Genomic DNA, 12,392 nt, shown 5'->3' with positions numbered 1-12,392 from the left:
AGAGGTTTGACTCACCGCTTGTTATTTTTTGGTCGGATTGTCCCAGATCCCCTCTTCCAGCTGGGAGCGGATCTCGGGGTACTTGTTGGCATCAAAGGTGGGCACCTTGCCCAGCCTGAGCTGGTCGTTGTAATCCTTGGCCAGCTTGATGGCAACGCCGGAGAGCAGCAGGATAGCCACCAGGTTGACGATGGCCATCAACCCCATGGAGACATCAGCCATTGCCCAGACGGTCGGCAACTCGCCCACAGAGCCGAACATCACCATGCCCAGCACAAACATCCGGAACAGCATCAGGCCGCCCTTGTGGTTGTGCTCGAGGAACACCAGATTCGTTTCGGCATAGGAGTAGTTCGCCACGATAGAGGTGAAGGCGAAGAAGAAGATGGCCGCCGCGATAAAGATGTTGCCACCGCTGCCAATCTGGGAAGAGAGCGCCCGCTGGGTCAGCTCGACACCGGTCACGCCGGAGCCCGGCTCAAACTGACCTGACATCAGGATGATGGCGGCGGTACAGCTGCAGATGACGATGGTATCCATAAAGACCCCCAGCATCTGCACATAACCCTGGGAGGCCGGGTGCGGCGGATAGGGAGTGGCAGTCGCTGCAGCGTTGGGCGCAGAGCCCATGCCCGCTTCGTTGGAGAAGAGACCACGCTTGATACCGTTGATCATCGCCTGGGAGATGGCATAACCCAGCGCACCCGAGCCAGCCTGCTCAATCCCGAAGGCGGACTTGATGATCACCATGAAGACATGGGGCAACTCGGTGATGTTCATCGCCACGATCACCAGCGCCAGCAGGATGTAGGCCAGTGCCATAAAGGGCACCACCAGCTCGGCAAAACGGGCGATGCCACGAATGCCGCCGAAGATAATCAGGCCGGAGAGCGCCACCAGCGCCAGACCGCTGACCCAGTCAGGAATGCCAAACGCCACCTTCATCGCCAGACTGATGGAGTTGGCCTGCACCGCGTTGAACACCAGACCAAATGCCAGGATCAGGCAGAGCGAGAACACCACCCCCATCCAGCGCATGCCAAGGCCTTTCTCCATGTAGTAGGCCGGGCCACCACGGTAGTTGCCATCCTCATCCTTGACCTTGTAGAGCTGGGCCAGGGTGCTTTCGACGAAGGCAGTCGCCATGCCGATAAAAGCGATCAACCACATCCAGAAGATGGCGCCGGGGCCACCCAGATAGATGGCGACAGCCACACCGGCCAGGTTGCCGGTGCCGACACGGGCGGCAAGGCTGGTACAGAGGGCCTGGAAGGAGGAGATGCCCGCGTTGTCCGATTTACGACTGTTTTTCAGCACGGAAAACATGTGGCCAAAGTGACGGATCTGGATAAAACCCAGGCGGAAGGTGAAAAAGATACCGACCCCGATGAGCAGGTAGATGAGCACGGCTCCCCACATCAGGTCGTTTAGCATCGCAATCAAGGTGTCCATAATTCTCTCGTTGTTATTCACATCCATGGTCAGTCTGCGCTGACCGTTTTCTGTCTGTCGTTTAATTAGCGTTTCGCTAAAGGGGCGGAATCTAGCACAGCGGGAGAGCCCGGAATAGTGATCCCGGTCACGCGAGACACAAAAAACGAACGGTAAAAGCCCATAAAGCTCCATTTAAATCGCAAACTTTCAACAAACTCAATAATTCAAGCAGACAGGCCACCATTAAGCCCCATAAGAGAACCTTTTTGATATATCCCTGATGAGCTATCCGAAAACGCAAACGCTTGCATGAAATGGCTTTCAAACGGAGACATTTCGCCAAACGTTTTCGCTGTAATTAAATTTCAAGTACGTAGCGAGATAATTTATGTGATCGACGACACAAATATGGATATTGGCTAAAAAAGTTCAACTGAAAGCAAACCGGAGCGAGGTCGGGAGGAAATGTAAAAAACCTTACTAATCATATAGTTTCAAGCCATAAAACGGGATAACTCAACAGCCTGAATGTTTAACAACCAAGCGCCCCTATTGCAGGATGCAGCACATCAGTATTAATTAGGCAAGCAATGACGATGGGCCGCCCCCATCGCGCTTTTCTGAGCCTGAGGCACCAAGATCCTGTAATTTTATTTCAGAACCACCGTCTCAAGCCCGCAACCCAGGGATTACTCCCTCATTAAGAGATGATATTCGCTATGGCCGATAAATTAACCCAGCTGAAAGCCCTGACCACTGTTGTTGCCGACACCGGTGATATCGAAGCCATCAAACGCTATCAGCCCATCGATGCCACCACCAACCCCTCTCTGGTTCTGAAGGCCTCCGAGATCCCCGAGTACGCTCCGCTGATCGAAGACGCCATCAAGTGGGCCAAAGCCCAGAGCCAGGACAAGGCACAGCAAATCATCGACGCGGGCGACAAGCTGGCCGTCAACATCGGTCTGGAAGTGCTGAAGATCGTTCCGGGCCGTATCTCTACCGAAGTGGATGCCCGCCTCTCCTTCGATACCGAAGCCAGCATCGCCAAGGCCCGCAAGCTGATCCGTCTTTACAACGAAGCGGGTATCAGCAACGACCGCATTCTGATCAAGCTGGCCTCCACCTGGGAAGGGATCCGTGCCGCTGAAGTACTGGAGAAAGAGGGTATCCAGTGCAACCTGACCCTGCTATTTTCCTTCGCCCAGGCCCGTGCCTGTGCCGAAGCCGGTGCCTTCCTGATCTCCCCGTTCGTGGGTCGTATCCTCGACTGGTACAAGGCCAAAAATGGCCGTGATTACACCGCCAGTGAAGATCCGGGCGTGGTCTCCGTCACCTCCATCTACAACTACTACAAGCAGCACGACTACCCGACCGTCGTGATGGGCGCCAGCTTCCGCAACACCGGCGAGATTCTGGAACTGGCCGGTTGCGACCGCCTGACCATTGGCCCGGCCCTGCTGGAAGAGCTGAGCAAGACCGAAGGCGCCGTGGTACGCAAACTGGACTACACCGGTGAGCGCAAGGCCAAACCGACCCCGATGACCGAAGCCGAATTCCGCTGGGAACTGAACCAGGACGCCATGGCTCACGAGAAGCTGGGCGAAGGCATCCGCATGTTCGCCATCGACCAGGGCAAGCTGGAAACCATGCTGGCAAGCCGCCTGTAATCGGTTCTTTTTTCTGATAAAAACCGGGCCCCTAACAAGGGGCCCGGTTTTTTTTCATGGGCTTTTTTAGCGCTGTCATAGAGTCGTCACGAAAACGTTTTAATTTCAGATTCGTTATGTTATACGGGTGGTGAAAACGATAAAAACCAAGGAGGGAGCCATGGAAATGTTCAACTTCGATTATGACGAGGTGGTTGAACTCGGTTCGCGTAGCCGCGGGACAACGGGAAAAAAACGTAAATGGCGTGAAATCGAGGCGTTGAAAGACAAACATCGCCTGCAGAAGGAGCTGCAATCCATCGATATCGCCTATGAAGGTCTTACAGACGAGATTGAACTGTAATACCGCCAGACACCTGTAAAAGCGCTCCGCACAGCCGGGGCGCTTTTTTATGCCGCAATAGGATGATCACGTGGCTTGTCATGCCATCGCCAGCGATGCCAAAGGATGCTGTAGGCTACTGACAGCCATCACCAACAGCATGGCATACCAACCCTGCCCCTCACCCTAGAAGACTGACCTGCGCTGTTTCAGGGCGCATTGGGGCAATCACCGCAAGACAAGTAATCAACAATAAAAAACCCCCGTCGATGACGGGGGCCTGAATACTCGGGGGTGACGGCTGCGCTTAGCAGTAACCGTAGCCCAGCAGACGCTGGTAGCGCTGCTCCAGCAGTTGCTCGGTATCGAGCGGACGCAGTGCGTCCAGATCCTGCTTGATGCGAGCCTTGAGGTTTTTGGCCATCTTCTCCACATCGCGGTGGGCACCACCGAGCGGCTCGTCGATCACGTGGTCGATCAGCTTGAGCTCTTTCAGACGCTGGGCAGTGATGCCCATCGCTTCGGCAGCTACGGAGGCCTTGTCGGCGCTCTTCCACAGGATGGAGGCACACCCTTCCGGCGAGATGACAGAGTAGGTGGAGTACTGCAGCATGTTGACGCGGTCACCCACACCGATTGCCAACGCACCACCGGAGCCACCCTCACCGATCACGGTGCAGACCACCGGCACGGTCAGACCGGCCATCACTTTCAGGTTGCGGGCAATCGCCTCGGACTGGCCACGCTCTTCGGCACCGACGCCAGGATAAGCGCCCGGGGTGTCGATAAAGGTGATGATCGGCATCTTGAAGCGTTCGGCCATCTCCATCAGACGCAGGGCCTTGCGGTATCCTTCCGGACGCGGCATGCCGAAGTTGCGCTTGATCTTCTCTTTGGTCTCGCGACCCTTCTGGTGACCAATCACCATCACAGGCTCGCCGTCGAGACGGGCGATGCCCCCGACGATAGCCTTGTCATCGGCATAGGCACGATCGCCAGCCAGCTCGTCGAAATCGGTGAAGATATGCTCGATATAATCGAGGGTGTAGGGGCGCTGGGGATGACGCGCCATCTGGGATACCTGCCAGGCCCCCAGATCACCGAAGATCTTCTTGGTCAGCTCTTCGTTTTTCTTCTCCAGCCGGCGGATCTCGTCTTTCAGATCCACGGCGTGATTGCCTTCACTCACATGTTTGAGCTCATCAATCTGCGCCTGCAACTCGGCAATCGGCTGTTCAAAATCCAGAAAAAGACTCATAGGGCCTTAGAACCTCTAATCAAAAACCAACTCGACCCGCTCTCGTCCAAGCAGGACGCGCAAGTCATCTAACAGTTGATCGGTGGGTGTCACCCGCCACTCGGTACCGAGCGTCAATCGCACCCGGGAACCGGGGCGACGATAGTTTACCTGAACCGGACAGACTCCGGCACGGGCGGGCTCCAAAATCTCGCACAAACGCGGAAAAAAGCGATCATCGATACGCTGTTCATCGAGGGAGATGCGGATTGCTCTGGCAAAACGCTCCCTCGCATCATTGATATCCAGTAATTCCCGGGCCGACATTTTAAGGCCACCGGAGAAGTCATCAAAGCTGACCTGTCCAGAAACCACCAAAATGCGGTCTTTTTGCATCAACTCTTCATATTTTTCCAGCGCTTCACTGAACAGGGTCACATCGAGGCGACCGGAACGGTCGTCCAGGGTGAAGATCCCCATCTTGTTGCCACGCTTGGTCACCATGCTGCGGGCCGCAATCACCAGCCCCGCCGCCGTGGTCACGGTATCGCGGGAGGTGGGATGCAGATCGCACAAGCGACCCGAGGTATAACGACGCAACTCGCTGCTGTACTGGTTGATGGGGTGACCGGTGAGATAGAGCCCGAGGGTCTCGCGCTCCCCTTCCAGCCACACCTTGTCAGGCCAGTGCGGCACATTGGCGAATGCCTTCTTGACGTCGTCGATCTCCTCGGTCAGCACGCCAAACATATCGACCTGCCCCACCGCCTGCGCCTTGGCGTGCTGCTCGGCGGCACGCATCGCCTCCTCCAGCGTCGCCATCAGGGCTGCTCGGTGGGGACCGAGCCGATCCATAGCGCCGGAGAGGATCAGCTTCTCCATCACCCGCTTGTTAAGCTTCTTGATATCGACCCGGTTGCAGAAGTCGAACAGATCGCGGAATGGGCCATCCTGATCCCGGGCGCTGAGAATAGCGTCAATGGGGCCTTCCCCTACCCCCTTCACCGCGCCGATGCCGTAGACGATGTGACCATCTTCGTTGACGCTGAAGCGATAGCGACCAGTGTTCACATCCGGCGGGATCACCGTCAGCCCCATCCGCTGGCACTCATCCACCAGGGTCACTATCTTGTCGGTATTGTCCATATCGGCGGTCATGACCGCCGCCATGAACTCAGCCGGGAAGTGGGTCTTGAGCCAGAGGGTCTGGTAGGAGACCAGCGCATAGGCAGCGGAGTGGGATTTGTTGAAGCCGTAGCCCGCAAACTTCTCCACCAGATCGAAGATCTTCATCGCCAGTTCGCCGTCGACACCATTCTTGATGGCACCCTCTTCGAAACCGGCCCGCTGCTTGGCCATCTCCTCGGGTTTTTTCTTACCCATCGCCCGACGCAGCATGTCCGCGCCACCGAGCGTGTAGCCCGCCAGGGTCTGGGCAATCTGCATCACCTGCTCCTGATAGAGGATGATGCCGTAGGTGGGCTCGAGGATGGGCTTGAGGCTCTCGTGTTGCCACTTCTCGTCCGGATAGGAGATGGCTTCATTACCGTGTTTACGGTCGATAAAGTTATCCACCATGCCTGACTGGAGCGGGCCCGGACGGAACAGGGCCACCAGTGCAATCATGTCTTCGAAGCAGTCGGGCTGCAGCCGCTTGATGAGATCCTTCATGCCGCGGGATTCAAGCTGGAATACCGCGGTGGTCTCGTAGCGCTGCAGCAGATCGAATGACTTTTTGTCATCGATGGGGATGGCGGCAATGTCGACCGGCGGTTTGCCCTCTTTGGCAAGACGCGGGTTAATCATGCCGAGCGCCCAGTCGATGATGGTGAGAGTTCGCAGACCCAGGAAGTCGAACTTCACCAGCCCGGCGTACTCCACATCGTTCTTGTCGAACTGGGTGACCGGGTGATGACCCTCGTCATCGCAGTAGAGCGGCGCAAAGTCGGTGATCTTGGTGGGCGCGATCACCACGCCACCAGCGTGTTTACCGGCGTTGCGCACCACCCCTTCCAGGCGGCGGGCCATATCGATGAGGTCTTTGACCTCCTCATCCTGCTCGTAAAGCTCGGGCAGCTTGGGCTCGGCCTCGAACGCCTTGGCCAGCGTCATGCCCGGATCCGGCGGGATCAGCTTGGAGATGCGGTCGACAAAGCCGTAAGCGTGGCCCAGTACCCGGCCCACATCCCGCACCACCGCCTTGGCCGCCATGCTGCCGAAGGTGATGATCTGCGACACCGCCTCCCGGCCATACATGTCGGAGACGTGCTCGATCACCTCGTCGCGCCGATCCATGCAGAAGTCGACGTCGAAGTCGGGCATGGATACCCGCTCAGGGTTCAGGAAACGTTCGAACAGCAGGTCAAATTCCAGCGGGTCGAGGTCGGTGATCTTGAGGGCGTAGGCCACCAGAGAGCCAGCACCGGAGCCCCGGCCCGGGCCAACGGGAATGCCGTTGTCCTTGGACCACTGGATAAACTCCATCACGATGAGGAAGTAACCCGGGAAGCCCATCTGGTTGATCACTTTAAGCTCGATGTCGAGACGCTCGTCATACTCGGGACGGCGCTCGGCACGCACTTGCGGATCCGGGAACAGGAACTCGAGACGCTCCTCCAGACCCTCTTTCGATTTGGCCACCAGAAAATCTTCGGTGGTCATGTCACCGGTCGGGAAGTTGGGCAGGAAATATTCGCCGAGGCGCACCGTCACGTTGCAGCGCTTGGCGATCTCCACCGTGTTCTCCAGCGCTTCGGGGATGTCGGCAAACAGCTCGCACATCTCCTCTTGGCTGCGCAGGTACTGCTGCGGGCTGTAGCGACGGGGACGGCGTTTGTCCATCAGGGTATAGCCGTCGTGGATGGCAACCCGGATCTCGTGGGCGTCGAAATCATCGGCTGAGAGGAATACTACCTCGTTGGTGGCCACAACCGGCAGCTCGAACTCGGTGGCAATGGCCACCGCCATGTGCAGATAGACCTCCTCGTCAGGGCGACCGGTGCGCAGCAGCTCGAGGTAATAGGCATCGGGGAAGTGGGTCTGATAAAAGGCGACGCACAGCTCGGTCATCTGCCGGTTGCCCTTGAGCAGGAACTTGCCCACATCTCCCTCGCGACCGCCGGAGAGGACGATCACCCCCTTGGCATGCTCGGCAAGCCAGGCCTTGTCGATGACCGGACGCCCCTGCACGTGACCGCGCTGATAACCGCGGGAGATGAGCAGGGTAATGTTCTGGTAGCCCTCGTTGTCCATGGCGAGCAGGGTGAGGCGGAACTGCTCGTCGCCAAGCTCGTCACTCTGTACCCAGAAGTCGGCCCCGACGATGGGTTTGATCCCCTTGCCGTGGGCGGCACCATAGAAGCGCACCAAACCGCACATGTTCATCTGGTCGGTCAGGGCAATCGCCGGCATGTTGTCGGCAGCGGCAGCCCCGACGATGGGATTGATCTTCTGCAGTCCATCCACCATGGAGAAGTCGGTGTGGACTCGCAAATGGATAAAACGGGGGTCAGCCATCGTCATGCCCTCTCATTACGCAAGCAGAACCAGCCAAGGCAGAAATCGTTCAGACAGATCAGCATGGATTATTCGAGCCCCAGTGCGCGGCGCACCGGCTTGAAGCTCTTGCGATACTCCGGCAGCGGGCCGCGCTCGGCCAGAATGGTGAGGTGCTCAGCGGTCGGATAACCCTTGTGACGGGCAAAACCATATTCGGGATGACGGCTGTCCAGCTCGGTCATCTCCGCATCGCGGGTCACCTTGGCGAGGATCGAGGCGGCGCTGATGGCGGCCACCAGGCTATCGCCTTTGACCACGGCACGCGCTTCCATCGGCAGCGCCGGACAGCGGTTGCCATCGATAAAGACCAACTCGGGGGTGACCTTCAACCCCGCCACGGCGCGCTGCATCGCCAGCATGGTGGCATGCAGGATGTTGAGCTCGTCGATCTCCTCCGGAGTGGCGCGACCAATGGCCCAGGCGAGCGCTTTCTCTTTGATCTCGTCAAACAGCGCCAGCCGCTTCTTCTCGGAGAGCTTTTTGGAGTCGTTGAGCCCCGCGATCGGATTAGCGGGATCGAGAATGACCGCAGCGGTGACCACGTCACCCACCAGGGGGCCACGGCCCACTTCGTCCACACCGGCAACCAGCTTGTCGTCAGGAATATCGATCATCATCTTGTAGCCTTGAATCAAAACAGGCCCCGTGGGGCCTGACAGGGGTCGACTGGCGCGGCATTACCGCTCGAAAACGAATGAACGGGTAGCGCGGCGCAATCGACGGTCCGAAATAGCGTTATCTGCCGAGCAGATCCGCCACCGCATCGGCAGCCTGCGAGTCGGCATTGCAGCGGATCAGCTGGTGCAGCTCGGTGAAGGTATTGACCAGCGCACTGTTGTCGTGCTCGAAGTACTTGCTCACCTCTTCCACCAGATTCTCCGGGGTGCACTCGTGCTGGATGAGTTCCGGCACCAGCATGCGACCGGCGAGCAGGTTGGGCAGAGAGACAAATTCGGTCTTCACCAGTCGCTGGGCCAGCCAATAGCTGAAGGGCTTGAGCTTGTAACCCACCACCATCGGTTTTTTCACCAGCATGGCTTCGAGCGCCGCAGTGCCGGAGGCCAGCATCACCACGTCGGCGGCGATCATCGCCTCGCGGCCCTGTCCTTCCAGCAGCACCATGTCGAGACCCGGCGCTACCTCGGCCTTGATGGCCATAAACTGCTCGCGCCGTTTCTGGTTGACCAGCGGCACGATGAAGCCGAGATCCGGATAGCGCACCGTCAGGTGTTTGCACGCCTCGAGAAACAGGGGGGACATAAAGCCCACTTCTGCGGTGCGGCTGCCCGGCAGCACCGCCAGCCAGCGGCGATTAGCATCGATACCGAGATTGCGACGTACGGCTGCCTGATCCGGCACCAATGGAATATCATCCGCCATGGTGTGACCGACAAAACGGCAAGGGGCATCGAAGCGGTCGTAAAAGGCTTTCTCGAACGGCAGGAAGGCGAGCACCATGTCGGTGGCGGCCTTGATCTTGTGAATGCGGTTCTGGCGCCAGGCCCACACCGAGGGGCTGACATAGTGAACCGTCTTGATACCGGCGCGGCGCAGTTTCAGCTCCACTCCGATATTGAAATCCGGTGCATCCACGCCGATGAAGATATCGGGCGGATTGGCAATAAAGTGGCGCAACAGTTCGCGACGGACCTTGAGGATGCGCGGCAGACGGCCCAGCACCTCGGTGATCCCCATGACGGAGAGCTCTTCCATCTCGAACAGGGCCTTGACGCCGAGGACCTGCATCCGCGGCCCGGCGATCCCTTCGAACTGCGCATCCGGGTAGCGGGCTTGCAGCTCGCGCACCAGACCGGCAGCCAGAATGTCGCCGGAGACCTCTCCGGCGACGATACCGATACGAACCGGATCAGGCACGGATGATCCCGCGCTCGTTGTCTTTGAGGAAGTCCACATAGAGCTGGACGGCCGGTTCGGCTTGCGCCATCTCGATCAGCACCGGCAGCACCTCTTCGATGGTCTTGCCGGAGCGGAAGATCTCTTTGTAGGCACGCTTGACGGCAGAGATAGCCTCGGCGCTGAAACCGCGGCGACGCAGACCTTCGGAGTTGACCCCGAACGGCTTGGCGTAGTTGCCGGCGGCCATCACGTAAGGCGGCACGTCCTTGTTCAGGGCGGCGCAGCCACCGACGAAGGCGTGGGAACCGACGCGGCCGAACTGGTGAATTGCGGAGAGACCACCGAAGATCACGAAGTCACCGATCACCACGTGGCCCGCCAGGGTCGCGTTGTTGGCGAAGATGCAGTTGTCACCGATGATGCAGTCGTGGGCAACATGAACGTTGACCATGAAAAGGTTGCCGCTGCCGACCTTGGTCAGGGATTGATCCTGAATGGTGCCACGGTGGAAGGTGCAGTTCTCGCGAATGACGTTGTTGTCGCCAATCTCAAGGAAGGTGCGCTCACCAGCGTACTTCTTGTCCTGGCAATCCTCACCGATGGAGGTGTGCTGGAAGATCTTGTTGCCGCGACCAATCTTGGTCGGGCCCTTGATCACCACATGGGAACCTACCCAGGTGTTGTCACCAATTTCCACATCGGCGCCGATGACAGAAAAGGGGCCGATTTCAACCCCTTTACCGATCACGGCAGACTCATGGACGATGGCAGTATCGTGAATGATGGCAGTCTGGTCGATCACGTGTGTTAAACCTCGCGTTTGGCGCACATCAGCTCGGCGGTACAGACCACTTCACCGTCGACGGTGGCGACACCGGTGAACTTGGCAATACCGCGACGCTCTTTCAGGAACTCCACGTCGAGCACCAGTTGGTCACCGGGGCCGACCGGACGCTTGAAGCGAGCGTTGTCGATTGAGGCAAAATAGTAAAGTTCGTTGGGAGACGGCTTGCCCACCATGGTAAAGGCCAGGATACCGGTGGCCTGTGCCATCGCTTCCAGGATCAGTACGCCCGGGAACACCGGCTTGGCCGGGAAGTGCCCCTGGAAGATCGGCTCGTTGAACGAGACGTTCTTGATGGCACGCAGGGTTTTGCGCTCATCGCTGATCTCGTAGTCGTCTACACGATCCACCATCAGAAACGGATAACGGTGGGGCAGCAGATCCATGATTTCCTGGATACCCAGGCTCTTCTTTTCAGTAGTCAAAACAGTACCCTATACCAATCGTGATTATTCTTGATCCAGCTTCTTCTCAAGCTTGCTTAACCGCTTGTGCATCTCTTCGATACGCATCACCCGGGCGGCGGTCTTGCGCCACTCTTTATTGGTTTGCAGAGGGATGCCGGAAGAGTAGACACCGGGCTCGGTAATGGGTCGCATCACCATGGCCATACCGGTAACGGTGGCCTGATCGCAGATCTCCATATGCCCGTTAAAAACGGAAGCGCCACCAATGATACAGTATTTGCCGACCTTGAGACTACCAGCCATCACGGTGGAGCCCGCCACGGCAGTGCCGTAACCAATCTCCACGTTGTGGGCGATCTGGCACTGGTTGTCGATGATGACGTTGTCAGCGATGCGGGTATCTTCCAGCGCACCGCGGTCGATGGTGGTACAGGCACCGATCTCGACCCGGTTGCCGATAGTCACGCCGCCGAGCTGGGGGATCTTGATCCACTCGCCACGCTCGTTGGCATAACCGAAACCATCGGCGCCGATCACTGTGCCGGATTGAACCAGACAGTCGGTGCCCATGGTCACATTGTGATAGAGGGTGACGTTGGCCCACAGCCGGGAGCGGGCTCCCAGCCGGGTGTTCTTGCCAACGAAACAACCCGGGCCAATGCGTACATCATCACCCAGCACGACGCCGGATTCGATCACTGCATTGGCGCCGATGGCCACTCTCTCGCCCAGTTGTACGTCAGCCGCGATAACGGCGCTCGGATGGATATCCGTGGCCGGCTGCGGGGTGGTGTCCAGCAGTTGGGCTACCCGGGCAAAGCCCACATAGGGGTCTTTGAGCACCAGGGCATTGGTGGGACAAAATGGCAGATCCGCTTCTGTAATGAGCACGGCGGTCGCCTTGCTCTGCTCCAGATAGTGCCGGTACTTCTTGTTGGACAGGAAGGTGATATCCCCCTCCCCGGCCTTTTCCAGTGTCGCTACCTTGCGGATTTCCAGGGTTCCGTCGCCATGGACCTGGGCCCCCAGTTGCTGGGCCAGCTGTGCGAGAGTGAATGCCATC

10 protein-coding genes are annotated in these 12,392 nt (G+C 58.3%); 2 read left to right on the top strand and 8 right to left on the bottom strand.

Annotated features, from left to right (window positions below; translation table 11 throughout):
• Nucleotides 1-21 precede the first annotated feature (21 nt).
• Nucleotides 22-1,452 (bottom strand): alanine/glycine:cation symporter family protein, encoded by a 1,431-nt coding sequence (locus G5179_RS10755; RefSeq protein ID WP_421258336.1) that lies wholly within the window; start codon nt 1,450-1,452, stop codon nt 22-24.
• A 701-nt stretch (nt 1,453-2,153) separates the two neighbouring features.
• Here G5179_RS10755 and tal point away from each other — a divergent pair.
• The gene (gene tal, locus G5179_RS10750; protein ID WP_005349780.1) at nt 2,154-3,104 is read left to right on the top strand and encodes a transaldolase; all 951 of its coding nucleotides are present in this window, start codon (nt 2,154-2,156) and stop codon (nt 3,102-3,104) included.
• 160 nt (nt 3,105-3,264) lie between these two features.
• Complete coding sequence (locus G5179_RS10745; protein ID WP_005338547.1) at nt 3,265-3,447, top strand: DUF3545 family protein; 183 nt, start codon at nt 3,265-3,267, stop codon at nt 3,445-3,447.
• 286 nt (nt 3,448-3,733) lie between these two features.
• Here the strand turns inward: G5179_RS10745 and accA are convergent, their stop codons facing one another.
• From accA to lpxD, 7 genes are all read right to left on the bottom strand, one after another.
• Nucleotides 3,734-4,684: an acetyl-CoA carboxylase carboxyl transferase subunit alpha gene (gene accA / locus G5179_RS10740; RefSeq protein WP_368226934.1), complete on the bottom strand. Its 951-nt coding sequence runs from the start codon at nt 4,682-4,684 to the stop codon at nt 3,734-3,736.
• 15 nt (nt 4,685-4,699) lie between these two features.
• A complete protein-coding gene (gene dnaE / locus G5179_RS10735) occupies nt 4,700-8,179 on the bottom strand; it encodes a DNA polymerase III subunit alpha (RefSeq protein ID WP_421258358.1) in 3,480 nt (1,159 codons plus the stop codon).
• Between the two features lie 68 nt (nt 8,180-8,247).
• The gene (rnhB, locus tag G5179_RS10730) at nt 8,248-8,838 is read right to left on the bottom strand and encodes a ribonuclease HII (RefSeq protein WP_421258335.1); all 591 of its coding nucleotides are present in this window, start codon (nt 8,836-8,838) and stop codon (nt 8,248-8,250) included.
• A gap of 118 nt (nt 8,839-8,956) precedes the next feature.
• A complete protein-coding gene (gene lpxB / locus G5179_RS10725) occupies nt 8,957-10,096 on the bottom strand; it encodes a lipid-A-disaccharide synthase (RefSeq protein WP_335816701.1) in 1,140 nt (379 codons plus the stop codon).
• Nucleotides 10,089-10,880 (bottom strand): acyl-ACP--UDP-N-acetylglucosamine O-acyltransferase, encoded by a 792-nt coding sequence (lpxA, locus tag G5179_RS10720; protein WP_421258334.1) that lies wholly within the window; start codon nt 10,878-10,880, stop codon nt 10,089-10,091. Before lpxA ends, lpxB begins: the two co-directional genes overlap by 8 nt.
• Before the next feature lie 5 nt (nt 10,881-10,885).
• Nucleotides 10,886-11,347 (bottom strand): 3-hydroxyacyl-ACP dehydratase FabZ, encoded by a 462-nt coding sequence (gene fabZ, locus G5179_RS10715; protein WP_005338559.1) that lies wholly within the window; start codon nt 11,345-11,347, stop codon nt 10,886-10,888.
• 24 nt (nt 11,348-11,371) lie between these two features.
• Nucleotides 11,372-12,391, bottom strand: coding sequence for a UDP-3-O-(3-hydroxymyristoyl)glucosamine N-acyltransferase (lpxD, locus tag G5179_RS10710; protein ID WP_005338561.1), 1,020 nt, complete (start codon nt 12,389-12,391; stop codon nt 11,372-11,374).
• Between the last annotated feature and the right edge of the window lies 1 nt (nt 12,392).

Source organism: Aeromonas sp. 600886 (assembly GCF_049174935.1).
In the GTDB taxonomy this organism is placed as follows: Bacteria; Pseudomonadota; Gammaproteobacteria; order Enterobacterales; family Aeromonadaceae; genus Aeromonas; species Aeromonas veronii_A.
Note: the sequence above shows the minus strand (reverse complement) of the source record. Positions and strands in the feature narration are given on the sequence as shown.

Coding starts and splice junctions, on each gene's coding strand:
- G5179_RS10755 (WP_421258336.1), bottom strand. CDS start 1,452: ATGGACACCTTGATTGCGATGCTAAACGACCTGATGTGGGGAGCCGTG.
- tal (WP_005349780.1), top strand. CDS start 2,154: ATGGCCGATAAATTAACCCAGCTGAAAGCCCTGACCACTGTTGTTGCC.
- G5179_RS10745 (WP_005338547.1), top strand. CDS start 3,265: ATGGAAATGTTCAACTTCGATTATGACGAGGTGGTTGAACTCGGTTCG.
- accA (WP_368226934.1), bottom strand. CDS start 4,684: ATGAGTCTTTTTCTGGATTTTGAACAGCCGATTGCCGAGTTGCAGGCG.
- dnaE (WP_421258358.1), bottom strand. CDS start 8,179: ATGGCTGACCCCCGTTTTATCCATTTGCGAGTCCACACCGACTTCTCC.
- rnhB (WP_421258335.1), bottom strand. CDS start 8,838: ATGATGATCGATATTCCTGACGACAAGCTGGTTGCCGGTGTGGACGAA.
- lpxD (WP_005338561.1), bottom strand. CDS start 12,391: ATGGCATTCACTCTCGCACAGCTGGCCCAGCAACTGGGGGCCCAGGTC.